This window comes from Achromobacter sp. MFA1 R4, assembly GCF_900156745.1.
In the GTDB taxonomy this organism is placed as follows: domain Bacteria; phylum Pseudomonadota; class Gammaproteobacteria; order Burkholderiales; family Burkholderiaceae_B; genus Achromobacter.
Genome location: NZ_LT707065.1, coordinates 1,979,637 through 2,006,630, shown reverse-complemented (window position 1 = coordinate 2,006,630; position 26,994 = coordinate 1,979,637). Strand labels below are relative to the sequence as shown.

The 26,994-nt window shown below is 62.8% G+C and carries 24 protein-coding genes; 8 read left to right on the top strand and 16 right to left on the bottom strand.

Annotated elements, in window-relative coordinates; translation table 11 throughout:
• Positions 1-54 precede the first annotated feature (54 nt).
• A complete protein-coding gene (locus tag BXA00_RS09045; protein ID WP_076518146.1) occupies positions 55-2,679 on the top strand; it encodes a GDYXXLXY domain-containing protein in 2,625 nt (874 codons plus the stop codon).
• Between the two features lie 63 nt (positions 2,680-2,742).
• Here BXA00_RS09045 and gluQRS read toward each other — a convergent pair whose 3' ends face one another.
• The 4 genes from gluQRS to BXA00_RS09025 form a co-directional block, all read right to left on the bottom strand.
• Positions 2,743-3,621: a tRNA glutamyl-Q(34) synthetase GluQRS gene (gene gluQRS / locus BXA00_RS09040; protein ID WP_076518144.1), complete on the bottom strand. Its 879-nt coding sequence runs from the start codon at positions 3,619-3,621 to the stop codon at positions 2,743-2,745.
• Between the two features lie 84 nt (positions 3,622-3,705).
• Positions 3,706-4,164: a DUF494 family protein gene (locus tag BXA00_RS09035; protein ID WP_076518142.1), complete on the bottom strand. Its 459-nt coding sequence runs from the start codon at positions 4,162-4,164 to the stop codon at positions 3,706-3,708.
• A gap of 247 nt (positions 4,165-4,411) precedes the next feature.
• Positions 4,412-6,436, bottom strand: a complete 2,025-nt coding sequence (locus BXA00_RS09030; RefSeq protein WP_076518140.1) for a TRAP transporter permease — start codon at positions 6,434-6,436, stop codon at positions 4,412-4,414.
• A gap of 234 nt (positions 6,437-6,670) precedes the next feature.
• Entirely contained in the window at positions 6,671-7,633 is a 963-nt protein-coding gene (locus tag BXA00_RS09025; protein WP_076518139.1) for a TAXI family TRAP transporter solute-binding subunit, read from the bottom strand.
• A gap of 264 nt (positions 7,634-7,897) precedes the next feature.
• Between BXA00_RS09025 and BXA00_RS09020 the strand changes: the two genes are divergently transcribed.
• Positions 7,898-9,037 carry a DSD1 family PLP-dependent enzyme gene (locus tag BXA00_RS09020; protein WP_076518137.1) on the top strand — a complete coding sequence of 380 codons (1,140 nt, stop codon included), beginning with the start codon at positions 7,898-7,900 and terminating at the stop codon, positions 9,035-9,037.
• Positions 9,038-9,117: 80 nt separating this feature from the next.
• Here the strand turns inward: BXA00_RS09020 and BXA00_RS09015 are convergent, their stop codons facing one another.
• The 10 genes from BXA00_RS09015 to BXA00_RS08970 form a co-directional block, all read right to left on the bottom strand.
• Positions 9,118-9,246, bottom strand: coding sequence for an entericidin A/B family lipoprotein (locus BXA00_RS09015; protein ID WP_076518136.1), 129 nt, complete (start codon positions 9,244-9,246; stop codon positions 9,118-9,120).
• 58 nt (positions 9,247-9,304) lie between these two features.
• A complete protein-coding gene (locus BXA00_RS09010) occupies positions 9,305-9,487 on the bottom strand; it encodes a CsbD family protein (RefSeq protein WP_076518134.1) in 183 nt (60 codons plus the stop codon).
• A gap of 146 nt (positions 9,488-9,633) precedes the next feature.
• Positions 9,634-10,365: an amino acid ABC transporter ATP-binding protein gene (locus BXA00_RS09005; protein ID WP_076518132.1), complete on the bottom strand. Its 732-nt coding sequence runs from the start codon at positions 10,363-10,365 to the stop codon at positions 9,634-9,636.
• Complete coding sequence (locus BXA00_RS09000) at positions 10,346-11,002, bottom strand: amino acid ABC transporter permease (RefSeq protein WP_076518131.1); 657 nt, start codon at positions 11,000-11,002, stop codon at positions 10,346-10,348. The genes BXA00_RS09005 and BXA00_RS09000 overlap by 20 nt, the downstream gene beginning before the upstream one ends.
• Positions 10,999-11,667 carry an amino acid ABC transporter permease gene (locus tag BXA00_RS08995; protein ID WP_076518129.1) on the bottom strand — a complete coding sequence of 223 codons (669 nt, stop codon included), beginning with the start codon at positions 11,665-11,667 and terminating at the stop codon, positions 10,999-11,001. The genes BXA00_RS09000 and BXA00_RS08995 overlap by 4 nt, the downstream gene beginning before the upstream one ends.
• A 16-nt stretch (positions 11,668-11,683) precedes the next feature.
• A complete protein-coding gene (locus tag BXA00_RS08990; protein ID WP_076518128.1) occupies positions 11,684-12,466 on the bottom strand; it encodes a transporter substrate-binding domain-containing protein in 783 nt (260 codons plus the stop codon).
• Positions 12,467-12,676: 210 nt separating this feature from the next.
• Complete coding sequence (locus BXA00_RS08985) at positions 12,677-13,585, bottom strand: LysR family transcriptional regulator (protein ID WP_076521871.1); 909 nt, start codon at positions 13,583-13,585, stop codon at positions 12,677-12,679.
• Between the two features lie 100 nt (positions 13,586-13,685).
• Positions 13,686-13,949, bottom strand: coding sequence for a hypothetical protein (locus tag BXA00_RS08980; RefSeq protein ID WP_076518126.1), 264 nt, complete (start codon positions 13,947-13,949; stop codon positions 13,686-13,688).
• Between the two features lie 25 nt (positions 13,950-13,974).
• Positions 13,975-14,748 carry an SDR family oxidoreductase gene (locus tag BXA00_RS08975; protein WP_076521870.1) on the bottom strand — a complete coding sequence of 258 codons (774 nt, stop codon included), beginning with the start codon at positions 14,746-14,748 and terminating at the stop codon, positions 13,975-13,977.
• 207 nt (positions 14,749-14,955) lie between these two features.
• Positions 14,956-15,921, bottom strand: coding sequence for a tripartite tricarboxylate transporter substrate binding protein (locus BXA00_RS08970; RefSeq protein ID WP_076518124.1), 966 nt, complete (start codon positions 15,919-15,921; stop codon positions 14,956-14,958).
• A gap of 228 nt (positions 15,922-16,149) precedes the next feature.
• On the opposite strand from BXA00_RS08970, the gene BXA00_RS08965 reads away from it, so the two are divergent.
• From BXA00_RS08965 to BXA00_RS08945, 6 genes are all read left to right on the top strand, one after another.
• Positions 16,150-17,343: an acetylornithine transaminase gene (locus BXA00_RS08965; RefSeq protein ID WP_076518123.1), complete on the top strand. Its 1,194-nt coding sequence runs from the start codon at positions 16,150-16,152 to the stop codon at positions 17,341-17,343.
• Between the two features lie 122 nt (positions 17,344-17,465).
• Positions 17,466-17,792, top strand: a complete 327-nt coding sequence (locus tag BXA00_RS08960) for a hypothetical protein (RefSeq protein WP_076518121.1) — start codon at positions 17,466-17,468, stop codon at positions 17,790-17,792.
• Positions 17,793-17,843: 51 nt separating this feature from the next.
• Positions 17,844-18,455, top strand: coding sequence for a class I SAM-dependent methyltransferase (locus BXA00_RS08955; protein WP_076518120.1), 612 nt, complete (start codon positions 17,844-17,846; stop codon positions 18,453-18,455).
• A 374-nt stretch (positions 18,456-18,829) separates the two neighbouring features.
• Positions 18,830-19,018, top strand: a complete 189-nt coding sequence (locus BXA00_RS28810; protein ID WP_156902775.1) for a hypothetical protein — start codon at positions 18,830-18,832, stop codon at positions 19,016-19,018.
• Between the two features lie 233 nt (positions 19,019-19,251).
• Positions 19,252-19,932 carry a hypothetical protein gene (locus tag BXA00_RS28805; RefSeq protein ID WP_156902774.1) on the top strand — a complete coding sequence of 227 codons (681 nt, stop codon included), beginning with the start codon at positions 19,252-19,254 and terminating at the stop codon, positions 19,930-19,932.
• A gap of 244 nt (positions 19,933-20,176) precedes the next feature.
• A complete protein-coding gene (locus BXA00_RS08945; RefSeq protein WP_076518117.1) occupies positions 20,177-20,911 on the top strand; it encodes a toll/interleukin-1 receptor domain-containing protein in 735 nt (244 codons plus the stop codon).
• Between the two features lie 291 nt (positions 20,912-21,202).
• Here BXA00_RS08945 and BXA00_RS08940 read toward each other — a convergent pair whose 3' ends face one another.
• Positions 21,203-22,876 (bottom strand): RNA-directed DNA polymerase, encoded by a 1,674-nt coding sequence (locus BXA00_RS08940; protein WP_076518115.1) that lies wholly within the window; start codon positions 22,874-22,876, stop codon positions 21,203-21,205.
• Positions 22,877-22,915: 39 nt separating this feature from the next.
• Positions 22,916-26,833 (bottom strand): ATP-binding protein, encoded by a 3,918-nt coding sequence (locus tag BXA00_RS08935; RefSeq protein ID WP_076518114.1) that lies wholly within the window; start codon positions 26,831-26,833, stop codon positions 22,916-22,918.
• Between the last annotated feature and the right edge of the window lie 161 nt (positions 26,834-26,994).

The window sequence follows — 26,994 nt, the reverse complement described above, 5'->3', positions numbered from 1 at the left end:
AGTGGCGGTAGTCCCGCCGTATCAGCGCGGATAATAAGATCGGAGATTCGCCAGATGCAAGTCGGCACTGAAAGGCAAGCGGGATCCGAACTGCACGCTTGGCGTCATTTTCTGGCGCAAAGCACCTTGTGGCTGGGCGTTTTGCTGCTGGGCAGCGCAGCGGTTTGCTGGGTTGCCGCGAATTGGCAGGACATGACAAAAATGCAGCGTTTCGCCGGCGCGCAAGGCCTTCTGGCCGTTAGCGCACTGGCCGCGGCGTGGTCCGGATTGCGCCTGCGCGCCCGGCCCGGCGTGCGTCGCAGCATACCTGGTGCGCTGCTGGCGTTGGCCGGCATCCTGCTCGGCGCCCTGCTTGCGCTGCTAGGCCAAACTTACCAGACCGGGGCCGACACCTGGGAACTGTTCGCGTGGTGGGCGGTGTTGCTGCTGCCCTGGGCGCTTGCCGCGGGCAGCCAGTCCGTGTGGCTGCTGTGGGCCCTGGTGCTCAATCTGGCGGCGGCGCTGTGGCTGGGCGAACGGGTGTTCACCTGGCTGATGATCTTCGGCGGGCCGGGCCTGCCCAGCCTTTTCATGGCCGGCCTGAACATGTTGCTGCTGCTGGGCTGGGAAATGGCCGCGCGCCGCTGGCGCGCGAGCACGTTCTTCGGGCCGCGCATCCTGGCCGCAATCGCCATCGGCGTACTGGTGCTGGCCCTGATGTTCGGCGACGCCATCGTCGACGGGCTCGGCACCTACAACGGAATCGCCTGGGTCGCCGCCACCCTGGGACTGGGCCTGTACTATCAGCGCGGCAGGCGCGACCTCGTCATCCTGGCCATGCTGGCCGCCGGCGTCATCTGTGTGTCGCTGCGGGTGGTGGGCGAATGGCTGTGGCGGCTGGAGCCGGGCGTGTGGGCGGCGCTGCCGCTTGCCGCGCTGCTCATGGCCGAGGCCGTCGTGGCCGCGCGCTGGCTGCGCGGCCTGAGCAACGAACCGGCGGCCGTCCTGCCCGCCGCCGATGCCGAGCCCTCGGCCGCCTCGGCGGGCAATGCCGTGGACCCCGCCGATTCCAGCGCGCCGGTGGCGCAGCTTGCGCCGGCCGCCGTGCCGCGCGCGGAGCCGCCTTGGTACGTGCAATGCCTGCTGGGCCTGAGCGCCTGGCTCGCCACCTGGCTGCTGCTGCTCTTCGTGGCCTTCTCCGGCCTGATCACCTCCGAAGGCGGCGCCCTGGTGGCCGGACTGGTCCTGTGCGCGGGGGGCGTGGCGGTGCTGCGCAGCGAGGCCGGTCCCTTCTGGCGGCAGTGCGGCACGGCCATGGCCTTCGCGGGGCAGATCCTCATCATCTTCGGCCTTTCCAGTTCCACGTCATTCGGCAGCGCCAGCTTCTTCGTGCTGCTGATGGCGGCCGCGGTCTATGCGCTGGGTCCCGATGTGATCCTGCGCTTCCTGAGCGGCCTGCTGATCGCCCTGGCCAGCGCGGCCCTCATCTGGCGCGGGCTGGCGCCCGACCTCATGCATGAGGACCTGACCGACGCCTGGATCCACTTCGAGGCGGCCGGCGCCACCTTTCTGTGGCTGCCCATCGGCGTGATCGGCGCGTGGGCCACGGCCGTCATCATCACCATCAGCCACCGCGTGGGCGCCCGGCGCGGCCATGCGCTGCAGCCGCTGGCCTGGGCCTTTCTGCTGTCGGTGCAGGGCATGGTCTGGCTGGCAAGCGGCGTTGCCGTCACCGAGCTGCCGGCCATCTGGCACCTGGCCCCGCGAACCGCCATCCTGATCGTCGCGGGCGCGCTGCTGCCGATGGCCGCCGCGCTGGCCGTGCTGTGGCCGCGCCGTCATCTCCTGACCAAAGGCGTCACCTGGGGCGTTCCGATCGGCCTGTTGCTGCTGGCGCTGTTCTGGCTGCCCAGTCCCGGCGTGGGATTCGCGCTGGCGTGGCTGCTGCTGGGCTTTGGCCTGAACCAGTCGCGCGTCATGATCTTCGGCGCCGCCAGCCTGCTGGTCTACCTGGGCGTCTATTACTACCAATTGGAGCTGCCGCTGCTGCAGAAGGCGCTGTGGCTCGGCGGCGCGGCGCTGCTGCTCTTCGTGCTGCGCGTCGCGGTGTGGCTGGTGCCGCGCCTGATGCGCACGCAGCAGCCGGCCCAGCCCCGCCAGATGCCGCCCGTGTCCCGCGCGCTGCGCTGGCGCACGGCAGGCATCCTGGGGGGGCTCGCCCTGGTGCTCCTGGCGGCCAACCTCGGCATCTGGCAGCGGGAAAAGCTGCTGTCGTCCGGCAAGGTCGTCATCCTGGAACTGGTCCCGGTGGATCCGCGCTCGCTCATGCAGGGCGACTACATGGCCCTCAATTTTGCGGCGGGGCGCGAGGTGACGCGGCTGCGGCTGGGGGGGAAACAGGAGGACTCGGACACCGTCATGGGCTATGAGCCGGACGGCTATGTGATGCTGACGCCCGACGCGCGCGGCGTGGCGCAGGCGGTGCGCATCCAGCCCGAGGTTCATCCGCACGCGGAGACCGAAGTGCCGCTGCGCTACCGGGTGCGCGACAACGGCGTGCGCATCGTCACCAACGCGTACTTCTTCCCCGAAGGCCAGGCCGCGCGCTATGAGGTCGCCCGCTACGGCGAGCTTCGCGTGGCCGACGATGGGGAAGCCTTGCTGGTGAGGATGCTGGGCGCTGACCTGCAGCCCTTGTAGACGGGGCCGGCGCGGCTCGTTCCGGTACGGGCTTTCGCACCCGACTTGGCGCGGTCCGGCCGTTCAGCCCGGAAATCTCGCGGCCCAGCGCGCCGTGGCCTCTTGCAGGAACGGCGCAACGCCCGCGGCCGGCAGCGGGGCAAAGCCCAAGGCCCGCCAGGCGTCCTGCAAGGCCGCCAGCGGCGCGCTGACGTCGATGGCCGGGGCGCCATTCTGCTTGGACAGCTTGAGGCCGCTGACGGGGTCGAGGATCAGCGGCACATGCAGGTGGCGCAGGGCAGGCAGGCCCAGCAGACGCCCCAGCACGCGCTGGCGCGCGGTGGAGCTGAGCAGATCCGCGCCGCGCACCACGTCCGTCACGCCCTGCGCGCCGTCGTCCACCACCACCGCCAGTTGATACGCCCACAATCCGTCCGCCCGCCGCAGCGCGAAGTCTCCGACCGCTTGCGCGACGTCCTGCTCCTGCGGGCCGAGCCAGCGGTCCTCGAAGCGTTCCACGCCGTCCGGCGCCCGCAGCCGCCAGGCGCGGGCCTGCCGTCCTTGCGGCAGGCCGTGGCGGCAGGTGCCCGGATAGGGTCGCTCGCCGTCGGCGCCGGGCGCGGTCTGGCCGCGCAACGCCGAATCGGCGATTTCGCGGCGCGTGCAACCGCAGCCATAGATGAGCCCTTGCGCGGCCAGCGCGTCGAAAGCGGCCTGATAGGCGTCGCCCCGGCGGGACTGCCACATGATGTCGCCATCCCAGTCCAGGCCCAGCGCGTGAAGCTGGGCCATGATGACCTCTGCCGCGCCCGGCACCGTGCGCGGGGTATCCACGTCTTCGATCCGCAGCAGCCAGCGCCCGCCGTGTGCGCGCGCGTCCAGCCAGCTTGCCAGCGCGGTCGCCAGCGAACCCGCGTGCAGCGGGCCGCTGGGGCTGGGAGCGAAGCGGCCGACGTAATTCAAGGGAATGGGTACAAGGCTAAGCCCGCGCGGCCAGGCGCGCGGGGAGAGAATACGAAACGCGGGGCCCGGGCAGCCGGGGCGCGTTCAATGCAGCAGACGCCCGCCGTCTTCGTCGAGCAGTTCTTCCAGGACAAGATTGTCGATCTCGGCTTCCTGGCTCCAGAGAACCATGAGGGCGATGATCTTGATCTTGGAGAGCGGCACGGGCGTCTCCGGCGATGCCAGGCCCCGGTCGATGACGATTTCGCGCAGCGGCGCGGGCAGCACGCCAGCCGATTCCAGGAAGGCGATGAAGCCGATGGATTCGGTGCCGAGCTGCTGGTATTCGTTGTCGGTGTAGATCCGGGTGCCGGACGAGGGCGCTTGGGCCAGGTCGACGCACCGTTCGGTGGTCTCGGCAAGCCCGTACAGCCAACCGAGCGCGTCGTCGATGTCTTCGTGCTCGAATCCGGCGGCAGCAAGCCGCTTGGCGAGCACATCGGCAGCAGGACAGGCCTGGGGCGTGTAGTAATTCTCGAACAGATAGACCAGGATATCGAACATATGGCGCAGTTTGTGCCTGTTTGCACAGTCGGCCCGCATATCGGCAGACCAGCAAACATGAATTTTACTTTACGCCGATTTAATTTGCCGGGCAACCGGGCAAAAGGCGGAATGTTGTAGGACGTCACCTTGCCACAAAGCGGGCGCATTTTCCCGCCAAATGCTGACAAAATAGTCAATTCAGCAGACAGGGGCGGCACCGCAAGGGTCCGCCCCTTTTTTTATTCCACGGCGTGTAGCCGCGACCTCAGGCCGACTTGGGGGCGTTCTCCAGTTTGTGTTCCGCCAGTTGCCGGATGAACACCGGAATGCAGATCGCCAGACCGATCAGGCCGCTGAACAGTCCCGGCAGAATCGACAGGAGCGCGCCCATGGTGCACAGCCACCGCTCCCAGCTTTTCATGGTCACCAGCATGTAGCGCGAGAAGGCCGCCGACAGCAGCACCAGACCGATCATGCAGCCAAACAGGGTCACGAAGAAGTCGTACCACGTGAAGCCCTGCACCGAGATCAGCAGCGACGGCGAGAACACGAAGACGAACGGCACGATGAGCTTGGTGATGCCCAGCCTGAACGCCGTGTTGCCGGTCTTGAAGGGATCGCTGCCCGCCATGCCCGCCGCCGCGTAGGCCGCCAGCGCCACTGGCGGCGTGATGTCCGCGAGGATGCCGAAATAGAACACGAAGAAGTGCGCGGCGATGGGCTGCACCCCCAGCTGCACCAGCGTGGGCGCGGCAACGGCCACCATGATGAGGTAGTTGGCGGTGGTGGGAATGCCGCAACCCATCAGGATGCACACCAGGCCCGTCATGACGAGGGCGGCGATCAGGGTCAGCGTCTGCACGTTGGCCAGCGCGTCGGGAATCACCATGGCCGCGCCGCCGGCGATCGCCTGGGCCGCGGAAATCACGATGTAGGAAATCTTGAATCCCACGCCGGTCAGGGTTACCACGCCGATCACGATGCCGACCGTGCCGGCGGCCGCGCCCACGGCCAGGGCGTATTTCGCGCCCGTTTCGAAGGCTTCGTACAGGTCGCGCAGGCGCAGGCGCTGGGACGGGTTCAAGAGGCCCACCACGATGCAGCCCGTGATGCCTGCGAACGCGGCCAGATACGGCGTGCGTCCGCTGGCCAGCACGCCGATCAGCAGGGCAAGCGGGATCAGCGTCGGCCAGCGCATCTTGAAAGACTGCTTGAGCTTGGGCATTTCCTCGGGGGTCAGGCCGCGCAGGCCTTCGCGCTTGGCCTCGAAATGCACCTGCATGAACATGCCGAAGAAATACAGGAACGCCGGGAAGATGCCCGCGATCGCGATCTGCTGGTAGGGAATGCCCAGGAACTCGATCATCAGGAAGGCTGCCGCGCCCATGATCGGGGGCGTGATCTGGCCGCCGGTGCTGCTGGCGGCTTCGACGCCCGCGGCGAAGTGCCGCGGATAACCGATGCGGATCATGGCGGGGATGGTCAGCGAGCCGACCGTGACGGCATTGGCCACCGACGAACCGGACAGCATGCCGAACATGGCCGAGCCGAACACCGACACCTTGGCGGGACCGCCGGCGTAGCGTCCCGCGATCGTGGAGGCCACATCCAGGAACAGCTGCCCCAGGCCGATGCGGGCCGCAAGCACCCCGAACAGCACGAAATGGAACACGTAGGTCGCCACCACGCCTACCGCCACCCCGTACACGCCCTGGCTCGTCAGGTACATGTGGTTGACGATCTGGGACCAGTTGTTGCCCGCATGCTGCAGCAGGCCGGGGAAGTACGGACCGAACATGGCATAGGCCATGAAGACCAGCGCGATGATGGGCAGCGGCCAACCCATGGCGCGGCGCGTGGCCTCCAGCAGGCCGATCAGCAGGATCGATCCCATGAAGACGTCGATGGGTAGCGGGTTGCCCACGCGAAACGCCAGGTCTTCGAAGATGTACGGGATGTACATCACCGACAGCGCCAGCGCGATGGCGATGATCCAGTCGTACAGCGGAATGCCGCCCGGCGCATACCAGGTCGACTTGGGCTCGCGCTGGTAGTGCGATTTGGAAAAGCCGAACACCAGGAAGATCAGGCTCAGCACGAAAGCCAGGTGCACGCCGCGGTGCGTGGCTTCACGCAGCAGGCCGAATCCGGCGGTGTAGTAATGAAAGATCGAAAGCGTGACCAGCAGGCCCGACACGATCCAGGTGGCGGTCTTGTCCAGCGGCCGGAAGCGGATTTCCGAATCGTACTTCTCCGCCAGTTGCTGGGTTTTTTCGTGGTCGATTTGCATCGCGGTGATTCTCAAGATGACTCAACAAGCAGGGCCGCGCATCGGCGGCCCTGCTCAAAGGCGGCGCAAAAGCCAACGCCGCCACATAAAGACTTGCAACGATCCGTCCACCCCACAAAGGCAGCCACCACGCAAAAAGCACGTTGGCCGCCCAAGCCAGGCCGCGCGGATCCGGCTCCGCCGGTCCGCTGCGGCGCCCCCTGGGGGGAAGCGCCGCAGGCGCTCGGGGGGGGCTTACTTCATCAGGCCGATTTCCTTGTAGAACTTCTCGGCGCCCGGGTGGAACGGGATGCCCGCGCCCTTGATGGCGTTTTCGCGCGTGATCAGCTTGCCCTTGGCGTGGCCGTTGTCCAGCGTCTTGCGCGTGGCGTCGCTGTACAGCGCCTTGGTCACGTCATACACGACCTGTTCCGGCAGCTTGGCCGACGTCACCATCTGCGCGTTGACCGAGATGGTCTTCACTTCGCCGACGTTCTGGTAGGTGTTGGCGGCGATGGTGTCGGGCGTGAAGAACTCCTGCTTGGCGCGCAGGGCGTCGATTTCCGGGCCGACCAGCGGCACGATCTCGATGCCGGCGCCGCTGGACGCCAGTTCCGCGATGGCGCCGGCGGGGGCGCCGCCCACGAAGAAGAACGCGTCCAGGCCGCCGTCCTTGAGCTTGTCGCCAGCCTGGTTGGGCTTGAGGTATTCGGCCTTGATGTCCTTGTCGGTCATGCCATAGGCGCCCAGGATCAGGCGCACGTCGACCAGCGTGCCGGAGCCCGGCTCGTCCATGGACACGCGCTTGCCCTTCAGGTCGGCCACGCTCTTGATGCCCGCGCCCTTGCGCGTCACCAGGTGGATGCTTTCCGGATACAGGGTGGCGATCAGGCGCAGGTCCTGGGCCTTGGGCTTGCCTTCGAAGGTGCCCGTGCCGCTATAGGCCCAGTACGCCACGTCCGATTGCGTGAAGCCCGCTTCGAACGAGCCGCCCAGGATGCCGTTGATATTGGCCACCGAGCCGTTGGAGGCGACAGCGGTCGCCACGAGCTTGCCGGGCTGCGACACGGCGTTGGCGATGATGCCGCCGATGGGGTAGTACGTGCCGGCGGTGCCGCCCGTGCCGATGCGGAAGAACTGCTGGGCCTGCGCGGCGCCCGTGGCGCCCACGGCGGCGACCGCGACGGTCAGGGCGGTGATCCATTGCTTGAGTTTCATGCGTGCTTCTCCGGAATTTGTTGACAGTTCAATCAGGTGACGAGGTTCGTCTTGTCATCGCCGGCGCACCTGGCTGGCGCGCCGGAAATGGGCCTCCCCTTGGGGGCCGTTTTCATGATGAAATTCTGTCATGTAGCCCACTGGTAGCCAATGGTTACGGGGCTATCGTTTACCTGGGGGTGCATCGCCCGTTTGGTTATGGGTGGTCCCGCTTTGGTTATGCGTGCGTTACATCTCAAGCAGTCAGACTACGGAGTCATCAGGATGTCCCAGGAAGTCATACGCGGCATTGCGCTGCCCCCACCCGCGCAGCCGGGCGATCCGCTGGACCGCGTCGACACGCCCAGCCTGGTGCTGGACCTGGCCCCGTTCGAGGCCAACCTGCGCGCCATGCAGGCCTGGGCCGACCGCCATGACGTGGCGCTGCGGCCGCATGCCAAGGCGCACAAGTGCCCGGAAATCGCACTGCGCCAGCTTGCGCTGGGCGCGCGCGGCATCTGCTGCCAGAAGGTCAGCGAAGCCCTGCCCTTCGTCGCGGCGGGCGTGCGCGACATCCACATCAGCAATGAAGTCGTCGGCGCGGCCAAGCTGGCGCTGCTGGGGCAGCTTGCGCGCGTGGCCAAGATCAGCGTGTGCGTGGACAACGCGCAGAACCTGGCGCAGGTGTCGCAGGCGGTGTCCCAGGCAGGCGCCCAGGTCGATGTGCTGGTCGAAGTGGACGTTGGCCAGGGCCGTTGCGGGGTGTCGGACGACGCCCTCGTGCTGGCGCTGGCGCAGCAGGCGCGCGACCTGCCGGGCGTGAACTTCGCGGGCCTGCAGGCCTATCACGGCTCGGTCCAGCACCTGCGCACGCGCGAAGCGCGCGCCCAAGTGTGCCGCCAGGCGGCCCGCATCGCGGCGTCCTACGCGCAACTGCTGCGTGAAAGCGGCATCGCGTGCGACACGATCACCGGCGGCGGCACCGGCAGCGTGGAGTTCGATGCGGCCAGCGGCGTCTACACCGAATTGCAGGCGGGCTCCTATGCCTTCATGGACGGCGACTACGGCGCCAACGAATGGGACGGCCCGCTGGCGTTCCAGAACAGCCTGTTCGTGCTGTCCACGGTCATGAGCGTGCCCGCGCCGGACCGGGTGATCCTGGATGCCGGCCTGAAGTCGACCACGGCCGAATGCGGGCCGCCCGCCATCTTTGGCGAACCGGGCCTGACGTACACCGCCATCAACGACGAGCACGGCGTCGTGCGGGTCGAGCCGGGGGCGCAGGCGCCCGCGCTGGGAGCCGTGCTGCGCCTGGTGCCCTCGCACGTCGATCCGACCTTCAACCTGCATGACGGGTTGGTGGTCGTGCGCGACGGCGTGGTCGAGGACATCTGGGAGATCGCGGCGCGCGGCTTTTCGCGCTGAGGCGCCGCGTCCCCTTTTTTACAGACGAGAAAAAGCCGGCGCGAATGCATCGCGCCGGCCTCGTGTGCAGCTGGCCGCGCCTACTTGGCCTGCTCCTGGATCTTCTCCCCGCCTCGTTCGATGTCTTTGCCGGCACCTTCCATCGTGTTGCAGCCGGCCGTCACGGCGGTGATCGCCAGCATCAGTGCAAGCCAAATTCGGTGGGTCATGTTCTTCTCCTTCGGGCGTTCATTGGACAGTGCGGTTCATGCCGACTGGCAGCCGCAATTATTTGTCCAGCAAGTCCCGTGCCTGATCCTTGGCCTCGCCCACATTCCGCTGCACCTTGCCCTCGGCTTTTTCCACTTTGCCCTCGGCCTCGGTGCGGGTGCTGCCCGTCACTTTGCCCGCCGTTTCCTTGATCGCGCCCTTGACTTCCTTGGCGGCGCCCTTGATGCGGTCCTTGTCCATGTCATCGCTCCTCAGGTCTCAGGTGGGGTGAACCCGCGCCGGGGAAACCCGAAGTCCGGCGGCGGACAACCTGAATATAGAAACCGCGCCGCACCCGCGATAGAGCCATGCGCACCAGGACATGTGGTGCATTTTTACCTGCCGGCTTAAAGATTCGTCATTCCGAGGAATTGGCGCAATTCGGGCGTGGCGGGCGCGGTAAAGAGCGTTTCCGGGGGACCGATCTCATGGACCCGTCCCTGGTGCATGAACACCACGCGGTCGCAGACCTCGCGCGCAAACCGCATTTCGTGCGTCACCATCAGCAGCGTCATCCCGTCGGCCGCCAGCTCGCGCACCACCGCCAGCACCTCGTTGACCAGCTCCGGGTCCAGCGCCGACGTGATTTCATCGCACAGCAGCGCCAGCGGCTGCATCGCCAGCGCGCGGGCGATCGCCACCCGCTGCTGCTGCCCGCCGGAAAGCTCGTCCGGCCAGGCGTCGAACTTATGGTCCAGCCCCACCCGGGTCAGCATGGCGCGGGCCATGTCCGCGGCCTCGCGCTCCGGCATGCGCTTGGCCACCATGGGCGACAGCATCACGTTGCGTCCCACGGTCAGGTGCGGAAACAGGTTGAACTGCTGGAAGATCATGCCGACCTTCAGCCGCAGCGCGCGCAGCCGCAGCTCGTCATTGCCCAGTTGCGCATCGGCCACCATGATCGCCCCGCCGTCGATCTGCTCAAGCCCGTTGATGCATCGCAACAGCGTGCTCTTGCCCGACCCGCTCTTGCCGATGATGGCGATGACCTCGCCGGGATCGACGCGCAGGGTCACCCCTTTCAGGACTTCGTTGTCGCCGAATTTCTTGCGGACGTCTTCAAGGGCGATGAGGGGCATGCAACTTCCTTTCCAGCCGGAGGCTAAGGCGCGACAGGGGCCAGCACAGCGCGAAGTAGATCAGCGCCGCGCAGGCATAGACGGTGAAGGGACTGAAGGTGGCGTTGGTGATCACCGTGGCCGCCTTCGACAGTTCGGTGAAGCCGATGATGGAGGTGAGCGCGGTGCTCTTGACGATCTGCACCGCAAAGCCCACGGTCGGCGCGACCGCGATGCGCAGCGCCTGCGGCAGCACCACGTAGCGCATCTGCTGGACGTAGCCCAGCGCCAGGCTCGCCGACGCCTCCCACTGCCCCTTGGGCACGGCTTCCACGCAGCCGCGCCAGATCTCCGCCAGGAAAGCGCCCGACCACAACGTCAGCGCCGCGCCCGCAGCCAGCCACGGCGGCACCTCCACGCCGATCAGCGACAGCCCGAAAAACGCCAGGAACAGCTGCATGAGCAGCGGCGTGCCCTGGAAGAGTTCGATATAGGCCCAGCTTGCGCGGCGCATCAGCGCCACGCGCGAGGTACGCATCATCAGGGCCAGCAAGCCCATCAGCGCCCCGCCCGCAAAGGCTGCCAGCGACAGCACGATGGTCCAGCGCGCCGCCAGCAGCAGATTGCGCACGATGTCCCAGGTAGAGAACTCGATCATCTTGCCGCCCTGCGGAAAAGGCGCCGGCCGGTCATGCGCAGCACCTGGCGCAGCAGCACCGCCAGCGCCAGATAGATTCCGGTGGTCACGAAATAGACTTCGAACGCGCGGAAGTTGCGCGACTGGATGAAGTTCGCGGCAAACGTCAGGTCCTCCGCCGCGATCTGCGAACACACCGCCGACCCCAGCATCACGATGACGATCTGCGAGGACAGCGCGGGCCAGATGCGCATCAGCGCCGGCTTGAGCACGATGTGCCGGAACACCTGCAGGCGCGACAGCGCGAGGCTGGCGCCGGCCTCGTACTGCCCGCGCGGCGTGGCGTCGATCCCGGCGCGGATGATCTCGGCGCTGTAGGCGCCCAGGTTCAGCGCCATCGCCAGGCAGGCGGCCTGCATTTCCCCAAGCTGGATACCCAGCGACGGCAGGCCGAAGAACACGAAGAAAAGCTGGATCAGGAACGGCGTGTTCCGGATCAGCTCGATATAGGCGGTGACCGGCGCGCGCAGCCACACGGGGCCTTGCGTGCGCACCCATGCGCAGGCGATGCCGAGCGCCACGCCCGCCACCGCGCCGAACGCGATCAGTTCGATCGTCACGCCGATGCCTTTCAGCAGCACCGGCGTGTACTCGAACACCGAGGAAAAGTCGTACTGGTAAGCCATGACGGCCGCGCCCAGCCTACAGGTCCTTGGGCAGCGCCGCGCCCAGCCACTTCTGCGAGATCGTCGACAGCGAACCGTCGCGCTTGGCGGCGGCCAGGATGTCGTTCACGCGGGCGCGCAGCTTGGGCTCGTCCTTGTTCAGGCCGATGTAGCACGGCGAATTCTTGATCAGGAACTTCGTCTCCGGCTTCTTGGGCGGATTGCGCGCCAGGATGGCGGCGGCGACCACGTTGCCGGTCGCGATCAGCGGCACCTGGCCCGACAGGAAGGCGGTGATGGTGCCGTTGTTGTCCTCATACCGCTTGAGCGTGGCGGACTCGGGCGCGATCTTGGTCAGCTCGATGTCTTCCACCGCGCCGCGCGTGACGCCAATGGTCTTGCCCGCCAGGTCGGCGGCCGACGCCACCTTCAGGTCGGCCGGGCCGAACACGCCATTGAAGAACGGCGCGTAGGCGTCCGAGAAATCGATGGCCTTCTCGCGCTCGGCGTTCTTGCCCAGGCTGGAGATCACCAGGTCCACCTTCTTGGTCTGCAGATAGGGGATCCGGTTGGCGCTGGTAACCGGCACCAGTTCCAGCTTCACGCCCAGCTGCTTGGCAATGAGCTGCGCGGTGTCGATGTCATAGCCCAGCGGCTTCATGTCGGCGCCCACCGAACCGAACGGCGGGAAGTCCTGCGGCACGGCGATCTTGATCACGCCCGCCTTGACGATATCGTCCAGCGCGTCGGCGTGCGACAGGGGCGCGGCCAGGATGCTGGCGGCGGCGCAAAGGGACAGCAACAGGGTTCTGCGTTTCATGAGGAACTCTCCAGGGCCCGCAATGCCCGGGCGGGCACTGCGTTGCACACCAAGTCGGTATACAAAGAGAGTCAATGCAAGTTCCATGCCATGTTCAAACGTGGGGAGGCGATGGCAGGCGATGCCTTGAGTGCCCACTTTTGGTGCAACTAATGCGCCGCGGACGGGCGTCTTCGCACCGGTTTGGACCGGCGCTGCCGTCCGCGCTGCTCAGGCGTCCACGTAAGCCGCCATCAAGCCTTCAAACCACTCCTGAAACGCGGTCAGACGCCGCGACCGCTGGCGGCGATGGGGATACAGCAACGACACCGGCATGGACGCCGCGCGCGCCGTGGGCATGACCTCCACCAGTTCGCCCGCATCCAGCAGATGCTGCACGTCGAAGCGCGGAATCTGGATCAGCCCCAGCCCCGATAGGCAGCACGCGATATAGCTTTCGGCATTGTTCACGATCACCCGGCTGCGCACCGGGTCCTCGCGCACGCCGCCGTCGGGCAGCTGGGTTTCCCAGGGCAGCTCGCGTCCGGTCTTGGGCGACGCATAGCCCACCGCCCAGTGACCATCGAGCAGGTCTTCCGGCCGCTGCGGTTCGCCGTGCTCGCGCAGGTACCCCGGACTGGCGCAATTGATCAGCGAAATGCTGCCCAACGGCCGCACCACCAGGCTGCTGTCATGCAGGGCGCCGATACGCACCGCGCAATCCACGCCTTCCTGCACCAGATCGATGGCCCGGTCGGTGGCGCTGAGAACCACCTGCAGGCGCGGATGGCGGCGCAGCAGCCCGGGCAACTGCGGCGCGATCAGCCGCCGCGCCACCCGGCTGGGCACGTCGATGGTCAGCCGGCCGGACGCCTGGCGCTCGCTGGCCTGGAACAATTGATCGATGTCTTCAACGTCGGCCAGCAGCGGCAGCACCCGTTCCAGCAGTTGTTCGCCATCGGCCGTCAGCCGCACCTGCCGGGTCGTCCGATGCAGCAGCCGCACGCCCAGCTGGGATTCCAGTTGCTGGATCGCGGCGGACACCGAGGCGCGAGGCGCGTCCAGCGCGTGGGCCGCCTTGATGAAACTGCCCATCGCGGCAACCTGCGCGAACACGCGGTACTGATCGAATCGGTCCATGGGCGGCCTGTGCAAATGCAAAAGGAAAGCGTGCGCCATCCCATTGCATGGGCGCGCACGCAAGGCATCAAAAGCATAGCCGCATTCACATCGGCCCTTGTCAGGCGTTGCGCCAGATCGCCCATGCGGCCAGCGCCGCCGGAACCAGGAACACGATCACCAGGATCGGCAATTCCTCGCGCACGCTATAGCCGGCGTGCGTAACGCCCACCCACATATTGATGAGCGCCACCACCAGCCATACGGGAATGAACGCCTTCGCGGCGAGGGCCAGCGCCGCCGCGTCGCTGCCCCACAGCTTGCCGAAGAGCAGAAACACGCCCAGCAGCACCACGCCGCCTCCGATGACCATCGCCACATGCATGCCGTTCTCCTTCGTCCTATGCCGCCTACTTGGTCGTATAGCCGCCGTTGATGAGGATAGTCTGCCCCGTAATCCACCAGCCGTCGCTCACCAGATGCCGGATGAACGGCACCACGTCCTCGATATCCGTCAGCCCCGTCTTGCTGAACGGCGACAGCGCCGCCGCGGTCTTGTGATACGCCACGGCATCATCGCCCTCGGCCGGGTAGAAGAACGGCGTATCCATCGGACCCGGCCCCACCGCCGTCACCGAAATCCCCCGCACACCAAACTCCTTGGCCGCCGCGCGCGTGTAATGCTCCACCGGCGCCTTGGTGCCCGCATACGCCGCATAGAACGGCGTAAACGCGCCCAGCAGCGACGTCACCAGCGTGCACACCTTGCCGTTGTCATTCACGTGCCGGCCCGCCTCGCGCAGAAAGAAAAACGCCGTCTTGGAATTTACCGCCGTCATCTCGTCGTATTCGTCTTCGCTGATCTCGGTGAAGGGCTTCTTGAGCACCTTGCCCACCGTATTGATCGCGATATCCGGCCGGCCCACCGCGGCCACCGCGTCGGCAAACAGCTTCTCCACCGCCGCGGCCGTCGTCAGATCACCCTGCAGCGCCACGGCCTTCGCACCCGCCGCCTGCACCGCCGCCACCGTCGCGTCGGCATCGGCCTTGGACGCCGCGCTGTTGTAGTGGATCGCCACCGCGCGGGCGCCCTGCTCGGCCAGGTCGCGCGCAATCAGCCCGCCCAGATTCTTCGCCCCGCCCGCAATGATCGCGACCTTGCCCTTGATCGTATGGTCCGCCATGGAAATCTCCTTCATGTGTTTCACGTGTCGATGGAGATTCGAGCTTAGGCAAGCGTGGCGGGGCGATAAACCGGCTAGGGCTGGATGGATCATCCAGAAAAACCGCCCAATCGCGGCGCGCGGGGTGGGCGGTGTCCAGTAACCGGCAATAAAAAAGCCGTCCCCTATCCAGGGACGGCTTCCAGCAACGTCAATCGCAACCTGCGCTCAATCCACCTGCGCGCCCGACTGCTTGACCGCCTTGCCCCACTTATCCACTTCCAAGGCAATAAACTTCCCCGTCGCCTCGGGCGTCTGCGGCATCGGTTCCGCACCACGATCCCGGAAGAACTTCTGCATCTCCGGCGTATTCAACACCTGCCCGATCTGCTTGCTGAGAGTCCCGGTAACCTCGGCCGGCGTATCCTTCGGCGCCAGCACCGCCGCCCAGCCAATCGCCTCAAACCCCGGATAGCCGGACTCCGCCACGGTCGGCACATCGGGCAGTTGCGGCAGCCGCTTGGCCGTCGTCACCGCCAGCGCCACGGCCTTCTTGCTCTGCACGTGCGGCAGGCCCGCCGTCACCGAATCCACCATCAGCGGCACCTGGTGCCCCAGGAAATCCGCCTGCGCCGGACCGCTGCCCTTGTACGGAATGTGGCGAATGTCGATACCCGCCGCCGCCTTGAACATCTCGGCCGACAGATGCTGCGTGCCGCCGATGCCCGCGCTGGCATAGGCCAGCTCGCCCGGATTGGCGCGCGCCTGCTTCACCAGTTCCTGCAGCGACGTAATGCCCGACGCCGGCGTCGCCAGGAACATCAGCGGCACCGAGAACACGCCCGACACCGGCGCGAAATCCTTGGTCAGGCTGTAATTGATGTTCTTGTACAGCGTCTGATTCACCGCCGCGGCGCTGCCCGCGATCACCAGCGTGTAGCCATCGGGCGCCGCGCGCGACGCCTGCTCCATGCCGATATTGCTGCCCGCACCCGCGCGGTTCTCCACCACGATAGGCTGCTTGACCGCCGCGCCCAGCTTCTCGGCCAGCGCGCGGGCGAAGATGTCGGTCGCCTGCCCGGGCGGGAACGGCACGATCAGACGAATGGGACGGTCGGGAAACTCCGCGTGGGCGGGGGCCATGGCGGCGGCCAACGCCAGGCCAGCGGCAAGACTGGAAAGAATACGTTTCATGATTGGTCAGTAAAAAGCGACGGCGAACTGCGCGCGAGGGGCGCATCGCCTGCATAAAATAGAGCGCCCGCGCTGGCAGCCCTTGTGAGGCCGGCCCGGGGCAGATCGGAGGGGTAGCGTCACGATAGCATCCCCCCGTCGGTGCTACATTTGCCTTTTCGCGCTTCCCCCGGGGAAGTTCCCCGAAATTTCCCTCATCCCCTGTCCTTACATCCCGCAGGAACCGCCATGGAATTCAGCCAGTTCAACGTCGACACCCTCATGGAGATCACCTCCCGCCCGGACCTCGTGTTCGTCAGCGGCAAGGGATCCTGGCTGGAGGATCACGCGGGCAAGCGATACCTGGACTTCGTGCAGGGCTGGGCGGTGAACACCCTGGGCCACTCCGCGCCCGAAATGCAGCGCGCGCTGGTCGAACAGTCGCAAAAGCTGATGAACCCGTCGCCGGCGTTCTACAACATCCCCTCGATCGAGCTGGCCCAGCGCCTGACCGGCGCGTCCGACTTTGACCGCGTCTTCTTCGCCAACAGCGGCGGCGAAGCCAACGAAGGCGCCATCAAGCTGGCGCGCAAATGGGGCCAGGTCAAGAAGAACGGCGCCTACAAGATCATCACCATGAACCACGGCTTCCACGGCCGCACCCTGGCCACCATGTCCGCGTCGGGCAAGCCGGGTTGGGACAAGATGTTCGCCCCGCAGGTCGAAGGCTTCCCCAAGGCCGAACTGAACGACCTGGAATCCGTGCCCAAGCTGATCGACGACAAGACCGTCGCCATCATGCTGGAACCCGTCCAAGGCGAAGGCGGCGTGCTGCCCGCCACCAAGGAATTCATGCAAGGCCTGCGCAAGCTGGCCGATGAAAACCAACTGCTGCTGATCGTCGACGAAGTGCAGACCGGCATGGGCCGCACGGGCAAGATGTTCGCCTACCAGCACTTTGACGTCGTGCCCGACATCATGACGCTGGCCAAGGGCATCGGCGGCGGCGTGCCGCTGGCCGCGCTGCTGGCCCGTCAGGAAGTCAGCGTGTTCCAGCACGGCGACCAAGGCGGCACCTACAACGGCAACCCCCTGACCACCGCCGTCGGCGTCGCCGTCTTCGACGCGCTGGTCGCGCCGGGGTTCATGGACGCGGTCAATGCCCGCGCCAAGCAACTGTCCGAAGGCCTGCTGGCCATCTCGGCCAAGTACGGCATGAAGGGCGAACGCGGCATGGGTCTGCTGCGCGCGCTGGTGATGGATCGTGATGACGGTCCGGCGATTGTCGAGGCCGCGCGTAATCAGGCGCCCGAGGGTCTGCTGCTGAACGCCCCGCGTCCGAACCTGCTGCGCTTCATGCCCGCGCTGAATGTGACGGCAGAGGAAGTGGATTCGATGCTGAAGCAACTGGATGCGCTGATTGCGCAGGTGCGTAAGGCTTGATGAGGGTTAGAAGTTAGTGAATGCAGGGGCCGCGATTATGCGGCCCTTGTTTTTTTTGGTTGATTGGATCGCGGTTGGAGGTGGGTATGCGGCCGTGGGTTGGGACACGTTAAGGGAATCGAATGGACGCGAAGGAATTTGTCGGCAACTGGAATGCGCTGCGGGGTGAGCTGTTGGGGACGTTCATGGCGGCGGATGGCGGGAGTGCCGTCGCGGCCAAGGTGCGGGAGCTGGGGTTGTCGGCGGCGCAGCTTGAGGGCTTGCGTGGCGTTTTGGATTTGGCGCTTCGGGACACGATGTATGCGTTGCTGCTGGGGTTGGATGGGGCGGGGAGTATTGGGGATAGTCAGGAGCAGTTCACCATCGCGGGTGAGGATGGGGTGGTGATTGAGGATATTGAGTCGGAGGCTTGGGAGTGCTTCCATGGGGATGCGGGCGTTTGCGGGTGATTCGTCCGCCAAGGGTCTGGGTGTTCTGGTCGCCGCTACGGGAGTTTGAAGATGTCCAAGTCGCCTGCTGATGACGTGGTGTCGATCTATCGGGAGCATGCCGACGCGTTTGTGCGGCAGCGTGGGACGGAGCTAATCGAGCGCGAGTGGCTGGATGCGTTTCTGGCGCTGCTGCGGGGGGCGAGTCCGCGAGTGCTGGATATTGGGTGCGGGTTTGGGGTGCCGATTGCTCAGTATTTGATTGAGCGTGGCTGCCGGGTTACGGGTGTGGATACGTCGGTGCCCTTATTGAATCGGGCGAAGGCGGCGTTTCCTGAGCATGAGTGGATTGCTGCGGATATGCGCAAGATGCCGGTTGCGGGGCCGTTCGATGGGTTGATCGCTTGGCACAGCTTTTTTCATTTGTCGCCAGAGGATCAGCGGGGGGTGTTTGGGGAGTTTGGGCGGCTGGCTGCGCCGGGGGCGGTGTTGATGTTTACGAGTGGGACGGGGTTGGGTGAGGCGATTGGGGAGTTTGAAGGGAGGCCGCTGTATCACGGGAGTTTGGAGGGGGCGGAGTATCGGGAGTTGTTGGCGGGGAATGGGTTTGAGGTGGTTCGGCATGTGGTGGAGGATGCCAGGTGTGGAGGAGCGACGGTGTGGTTGGTGAAACTGGAGCAATGACTCGCCGGCAACTCTTAAGGGCAAGGTCTGAGTGGAACGTGCGGCGGTGTTGTCAGTCTGATATTGGGTCTACAGAATTTATGAATGACGAGGGGCCCATTACCCGGCTATATGATCGATTCGCTTCCGGCGGCGGGAGTGGTTAAGGATGCAGGCGACACGAAATGAAGGTCCAACGGTGATAGAGGGTGCGCATCAAAACGGACGCGTTGATGACCGGGCAGTACTGTTACGTTGTCTGATATTGGGCCTACAGAATTCATCGTTGAGGAGTGACTCACCATAATGAGCGACACTTTGAGCCGCTGAATGAACGATTTATTTCGCAGAACGAAGTTTAGGGGCATGGGCGAACGCGCAAAGAAGGTTCGACGATGAAGACAAGGAATTTGTATGCCGAGATTGCGGAAGGCTTTGCTGCACTATCGGATGCGCGGGATGGCAACCTGAATCTGCGCACTGTATATGTCTCAATCCACGAGATGGGGGAAGTGGGGCCTCAGGCTGTTGAATCCGAACCCGAGGATGAACCTGTGGATTTAACAGCGGGAGCGATTTCCTGATGGGGCGCAGTTGCAGGCCGGGCATCGGTGCTCGAGGCGTCATCGGGATCGTGGCTGCGGTTGTAGATGAATGTTCAGTGTCGAAAGCGGTTATGCATAAATGTCAGCTTTCGGCCATGATCGGAAGTTTGCACATAACCGTTTTCGAGTAGTCTTCATGTGGTGTCTACTAGTCAAATACTGCGCATCGTCTGCATATGCAACCCGAATACCTTTCCCGTCTTAGTGAGCCAGTGCAACAGTTCGTCCTTGAGGTGGAGGAAGGTGCGCGTCTGGAAATTAACGTAATTCTCCACCCGAATCAGAATAAAGGCGGGACTACTGGTCAGGGCAAACTCGCAGTTGACATCGACGCCCAAAGTATTCGACTTTTTGCTCCGACCAATGGATACTTTCCCGATGGAGCAGTTCGACATGAAGTGCTGCATGTGCGGCGGTTTCATATTGACGGGGTTCCAAAGCTTGCTCTAGCCGATAGCGAAGAATGGGACAGACGTTTTTCGGATGCGCTAGGCGACCTCGACAATGCCATCGAGCACATAGTTATCGTTCCTGAGGAACTTCAATTTCATCCAGATCGCCGCAAACATTGGGAGGCAGTGATGCGGGATGTCTGTCTGGCGCTTCCCGATGTGCCTGAGGGCGAGCGGCGCCTCGCGGTCTGTATGCACTGGACATTCTTGCGTCATGTGCTGCCTGACTCGCCCGTAGTTGAGATCGCAAGAAGTTTTGCGAAAAAGCATGCATGTTTAGACTTGGCCGACTATTTTGCCGATCGGTTCAAAGATGTAGCGGCTAGCAAGGAGGAACTTGTGCACCTCCTTTTTCACACCTTTCCCGAAATTCCGAAGAACCGTGCAGCTTTGGAATACATAAACAGCACGGCCGGTGTTCGTCAGACACCAATTCCATAGATCGACAACAGAAAGAGAGTTGTCGCCAGAAGCCATGGGATTCCAGTTAGCTCATATCGTCAACTTCGGTAAACGAAGTGAGCAGCGATTGACTGCTGACAGGATGGATTGAGTTAGCATCTCCTAGCGGCCAGGAGCGGAAACCTACTCTTGAACCGCGAAAGACTGCCACAGCAGGTCATTGCTGCGGACGAATTCGCCGCCCGCTGGATTTACCGTTAGCTCTCACCCAAGCACCTACGCCATGCAATCTAACCACGATTACGATGTCGCACTCTCTTTCGCCGGAGAAGACCGATCCGTTGCAGACGAACTTAGCGACGTTCTCGCAAAGTACAACGTGAGGGTTTTCTATGACATGAAGGAGCAATCAAAGCTCTGGGGCAAAGACTTGTATCAGCACCTTCAGAGCGTCTACAAGGACAAGGCGACTTATTGTGTTGTCTTCGTCTCGAAGCACTACAGCGAAAAGCTGTGGACGAAACACGAGCTCAAGCAAGCTCAAGCTCGCGCATTCGAGCAAGACCGCGAATACATCCTTCCTATCAGACTTGATGACACCGATATCCCGGGGGTGAATCACACCGTTGGATATATCGATCTGAGAAACACGACAATCGCCAAAATTGCTGGCTTACTGCTCGAGAAGCTTGGAATCGAACCGGAGGCTACAGAACAGTCAGCCGAGCTCGAATGGAACGGTGAGATGACAGAGTACAACGGTCACATGGTGGCTTCATACTGGCCCCGGCGAATCGAGAAAGCGCAGTACATCCGGTACTACGAGGTTATCAAGAAAGTGCCGCGAATTCGTTACGGTGACGAACCTGGTGAGACACTTTCGCAATACGGCCCCTGCGGAGACTGCGGTGTACTCAGGGGGCAGTTTCACGTGCCAAGCTGCGATATCGAGCGCTGCCCTTCCTGTGGAGGTCAGGCTTTGTCCTGTGAGTGCGAGCGACTTGAAGCTGAGACCTAACTTTTCGATTCTCAACAGTCCGCTTTGGGTCGAAACTGCCCGTCGTCGCTGACCGCGCCCGGCCGAAGCGGTCATCTGGAAAGTTTGCCTGAATGCCCGCTTCAGGCTGGATGGTCCTGTTCAGAATCCCTCTGATGGTCTGCTTCGGAAATCAAGCCGTGGCTCTCGAAGAACAATGGTTGCTACCCCAAATGGCTGGACATTTCGCGTCAATTTAAACGATCAATGAGCAGGGACTCTAACGAAGATGACCTCCGATTTCCAAATGCTGGTCACTAGGGCCAAGCCGGTTCAGAAATCGTCTTCATCCTCCTTTTCGATTGGGCTTCCATATGCATCTTCTTCGTCCTCATACTCGAACACGTCGTCAAGATCTTCGAGGTCTAACAGCTGGGCGATCGAATTGAAATTGTGGCGCTCCAGTGCATTCGACTTAGGGGTAATGAGCGGAGTTATCAATGCACCCGTATCGTAGAAGCGAACCTGAAGCTTGCGCAGCTCATCAAAATACGGGTCCGCCTTGATATGCGTGTCGGACATGCCTCCCCAGCCTCTCACCCCCGCCTCATAGCTGAGCATCCACTGCTCCTCCCAGAGTGCGCTCGATGTCTCGAATGGCCTCCAGCGAGAGTGCGCAAGCGTTTTAGGTAGAGCCCCAGCTGCGTCAAGGTCCAGCAAGATCAGCGCGCAGATCGAAGATTCCATTGCCGCGACCGAGTCGACGTTCGCACCTGTGATTTCCAAGCTAAGCTCCTTGCAGATCCACAGGCACCATGCGACCTCGCTATGGTGCTCAAGTGGGGCATGCTCTGCTATGAGCGAGTTGATGAGGCGCGACACGCGTTGCTTGCTGATTGGGAATCCCAACCTTGAATATGTGGAAAGGAGTCTTGCGATCGACTGGAGAGTAACAGGATGGGCAGCAGCAACCAGACAAAGTTGCGCTTCAAAAGCGTCCCAATTCTCCAACCGAAGAATCACTGAGCCGACGCGGCGCAGAGCGTAGACCATGACGCCATCGGTTGCATGTCGCTTCGCGAGATCACGCGCCAGTTCAAAGTAGTGGTTGATGTCCGAACGCTGCCGCTGACCGCTGGACGAGATGGCGATGCTGCGAAGTGCGTGTGTCCAGGAATCCTCTTCCAGTTCGTCGATGCGGCATATACGGGTCTTTTCGAAGTTTATTTGCAGTTCGAAATCCCTAAGGCACCGTACCAAGGCAGCGAGTGCCTTCTCTGCATCGTCCTGCGTTTCAAAAAATAGGTAGTAGTCGTCGACGTAACGAAAACCGGCGAGTTTGCCCTTCAGCTTGCGTTCTAGGTCGACGTCGATCGACGTGGCGATGCATTCGGCAATGATGTGCGAAGTATCCGGACCGATCGATAGCCCGAATGTCTGACCATCCTGGCTTTGACGAGTGGCGAGGTCCAACAGGTTGCCGAAAAATTTCGGAGTAGGTCCAGTATTCCTTTTGCTTGCTGCCTTTCCATGCAACGCCCAAGGAATCGAGTGCGTGTAGATAGTGGGAAAGAATCGTGAGATGTCAGTTCGAAGGACGTAGCGATATCCGGCGCCTTGTAACAAACGTCTCTCGTACAGAGTTTGCATGGGCGGCAAGCTTGCTGCTCGATTGGAGTCGCGTCGAAATCGGGGATGGCTTGCACTAATTTTGGAACGGCGAAAATTCAAAACGATGCTGGCCCAGTTGTCGACGACGGCCTTGCTCAGGAAGGTCTGAGCAATCGGGTTTGGTAAGCCCGTCGCCCGGCGTTGATGGCCAGCGCGCGCGACACTGAACAGTTCTGACTTTGATCTTGGAGACGCCGGAACACGAGACTTAGAAGGCATAGCGGCCCATGCAGCGTACAAATTTGCATGGTGTAACGCCAGGTCGCCCGACTTGAACGCCGGCGGCAACTGGGACGGCAGGTAGCCCAACCTCAGGAGTCTTTCGATTCGGTCCATTTCATTCTGTCCAGTTCATTTGATACCACTCATCGGTCTTTATGCTTGTTCATAGAGCACTCCCAGAATCCGTCGGGCGGAAACCATCACGGGGACGTTGGTGGCCGTGTCCAACACCTCCGTTGCGACTACCATCGAGGCCCCAAGACCACCGATGGTCTCGAACTGGCGAATGTGCGCAAGGCCACCGGGAAGGCGCGCGCCAACACGCTTAAAGATGCTGCTCCCATCCGCAAGCGAAACGGCGACGAGTTTGCCTTCCCACGTATCGAGTTCGCTTGGCGTCAGTTCGGCACCGCCAAGAATGATCTGACCAGGTAGTGCGAGAGGCACCGCACTTTCCTCACGCACACGATATGCGACCTCGATCCGGCCAAGTTCCTGTACTGTGTCAATCGCTGTCGCTTCGCCACCACCCGATGGCGGTGCCATATCGGTGAATATGGCACCGACGATGCGGAACAGCCGAACTTTGCTTTCGTCGTAAGTCAACGTCGGGCGCGGAGTTCGAGGATCAGGCGCTTGCGCGGCGAGTGATATTCCCTGTGCCCCCGACGCCTTAAGTAGCCGACGCGCAAGCACGTTACCTTGATGCCGTGCAATTACCAGATTTCTGTCGCGACCGGGATAGGGCTCAGCCTCCACAATAGCAACGGAGCCCGACGGAATTGCAAAACCCAGTGTCTCACCGCGAACGTAAAATAGCGCCTTTCCGTCGAACCATTCTCCGCTGACCTGTTCGGCGGCAAAGTCCTGCGAACCGGCTGACGAGACTGAGCGAGAGAAGGCCGCAATGTCAGGACAGATCGGCACCGAAAATGTCGGCCGCATCATCATCGACAGCCCAACGACATTAGATTCAGAGGCGTTCATAGGCGCCTGCGGTTCCCGCCAACGGTGCAGCCGGAATTGCTCATGAACTTTCTCGATCCCAATTCGTAGACGAACGAAGTCTGATTCGACGTCCTTGACATCGACATATGTTATGGATGCCCGTTCATTGTGATGGGCTTTATTGAGAATACGCCTCGGCGCCGCACCATTGACTAGCCCAGGGTCGTCAACGAAACGCCGCAATATCGGATTGGAGAATAATTCCCCCTTCCCGTCGCTTATGAGCGCGCGCAGTCGATCAAGCAATGGGAATAGTGTGAGCGCCTGTGTCGATGTCGCGTGGGCCGGCTCTGCCAAATCATCGAACAAATCGCTCAGTCGTCCCTCAATAAATATGCGGAGGTCTGATGCATAATCCTGCGCTGCGGCCGCTGAATCAACGTCGCCGACGAAGGCTTGCCGGCGCCGGTCAACTTCCTCTACAGTTGGCGACAGGCTCAGGGTTGGATGGACGCTATTGACCGCATGAACCGAAAGATGTTGAACACGATCAGACGCGCGGTTCTCCGCAACGAGCGAACGGGCGAAACGACGATCGTGCGTGGTGACGAGCAATTGAGCGCCGGCCTGGGCGACTGCAGCAAGCCCATGCGCCAGCCTTTGGCGGTTGTCGTGATCGAGAAGTTCCTGGGGATCATCGAGAATGAGCAGTGAAAGTCCGCCGCGCTTTGATAGCACGTGCTCCCTAAACGCAAGAAAGAAGCCGAACAGGGCGCCACGCAGGGCTGAAGCGTTAGAGATGTGCTGTGCTGACGCCGTGACCCCATCCCGGCCAACCTTGAGGTCCAGCACACCGCGCGCGTTCATATCCGTGCCCGTAAGGTCGGGCGCAAAAGTCGTGGCATTGCGATAGATCGCGCGGCGCCAATACTCTGACCTGCTATGAAGCTTGCGGCGTAGCGTGTCGACCTGCACCTGTGCTAAATGACCGAGCGGAACCAGAAGATTGAGCGCGATTACCGCTCGCCCACATGCGGCAATACGTTCTGTCTTTGCCTCATGCTCTTTGCGTGCCACCTCCATACGGCGAATCTGTTCGCTCGCCAAGTTCAGCGGTGCGACACCTTCCACGATTGTAAGAAGCGCGCTCAACCGTCTGCCGATTGCACGCCCTACCTCTGCATCTCCGTCGTCGCCGCGTCGCACCGAATGCACAACGGCTGTCAGCGCGCTTCCGTTCCGCTCCCGCCACTCGGCAAAGGCTAACGCCCGCGCAGTGCGACCGATCATTTGTTGCAGTTGAACGGAGGCGGCCTGCAATGCAGACGGCAGAGATGGCGCCGACGGCTCTACAAACTCCGGAAGTGAGAGGAGTCTTGCATCAATCAGGGCGACAGCATCTGTGCGCAACGCTGCCAAGGTGCCGCGGAATGGTTCTGTTGCGAAAAGATCATCAGCCAAACCTGTTCGGAGCAGCGCGGCAGGAGAACTGGGCAGATCCTTGCGCACTTCGGCACTTATCGCCGGAGGAAGTTCCTGAAGGAGACGCCCGCACCAATACGCCGACCATTCCGCAATGGTCCGGGAAATCACCCCACGGTCACGTGCTGCTGCCGTGAGATGGTCGGTAACGAGCGCACCCGTCACTGGATCGCACACGCCCCCCAGTTGGCCGATGCAAACGGGGCAAATGCCGTCGTCAACATGACCATGGTCATGCATCCACTCGGACACCTTGGCATAGAGTTGCGCACGACGCGCACGATCGGGATCGGCAGCGAGCGTCGACAAAGTCTCCGCTTCAGCCTCAATCTGCGCCAGCAATGCGACGACGGTGGCGGCCTCGACAGCGTCCACTTTTAGCGCGGAGAGGCGGCCAATCGATGGTAGGCCGCCCATCGTTTTTAGTCCTTCGATTGCCGGGCGAGTGCTCGCCTCCAAATCGTCGCGAGCCTGCTTATTTTCCGGATCGAACCCTGTTCCAAGCACCTCTTGCGCTTCGCTAAGCGCCTTCGCTTTAACTTCAACAAAATGCTGCGCTATTTCGGCGACTCGCTTTTTAGCCCCTTCAGCGTCTACTGCCGGCGGTTCGCCTTCGAACGCGATAATTGGTGTTTCGGAGAGAATTGCTGCGAGGTCGTCGACTGTTTGTTGATAGCGGCCCGCGATCTCCAGCCTTTGTTTCTCAAGCGTGGCGGCCTCGATTTTTCCAAGACGGGCTGCCATCTTTTCCGCGTGTCGGGCCAGATCTACAAGATCTGCTAAGCCGGTTAGCCGCGCTACTGCCTCGCCCAACTGTGAGGTTGAACCGATCGAAAGGAATGGAAGCAACGCCGGCATAGTCGTGGCGATTCGCCATCCAATCGGATCAATCCCTGTAGCTTCTAAATCCGGAGGGGTTTCGTTGATCTTGCCGCGAGCTGTACGGGTCTGTGAGCGACGCAATGGCGGCAATAATGTGCCGCTCAAATCGCAGAGTGTCACTTCGACCCAGCTATCTGCGGGGATCGGCTGGCCTGCCGCAGGTAGCTCGGCCGATTTGGTCGGTAATGGTGTGACCGCCGAAATGGGATGTGATGTGTCTGTTCCATCGTCTCGAGCAATTTCGCAGACAAACTCCGCTGGCCCTTCCTCCGGCGGCCGCTGAGACCGGATAAGGTGACCAGTTAAACACCAGACAATTGCATTGGCGATCGATGTCTTACCCGAACCATTCACGCCTTCCAGCAGCGTTACGGGCTTTTCCGGTTTGAAGACGAAAGACGCTGGCGGCGCACTCGCTTCGCCATAAGCATGTAACCCCGCGAAACGGTGCGCCTCCACCTTCACGAGGCGTAATACCTTGACAGCGCGGGCGCCGACTGGCTCGGCCGTTGCTTCCGTCGTTGGCGGCGGAGTGCCAATTCTATCTATGACTGCCTCGGCATCACTGGCCGACAAATTCGCCTGCCACTTGCCGCGATTCTGCCGGTACCAGTCGAGGACTGCGCGGGCGTCATCGGAGGACATCGCGAGTGTGTCACCGCCACCAATACCCACTGCGCGGCCGCAAATGAGATCAGCAAGCAAGGTGTCAATAGTTAGCAAATGAATGTCCCGCGACGATGGCTCGATATCGGTCATATGCCTCCCTGGTTCAGCCATACTGTTCGCCGATTTGCTTGCGCTCAAAGCAAATGGTTTCCAAATATTACACGAGCAGCGTTGCTGGGTCTTTCACCGGTCGCTTTGGGTCGAAAGCCGGCAGTGGAGTGGGTCATCGCGGTGAGCTAAAACGGTCATTC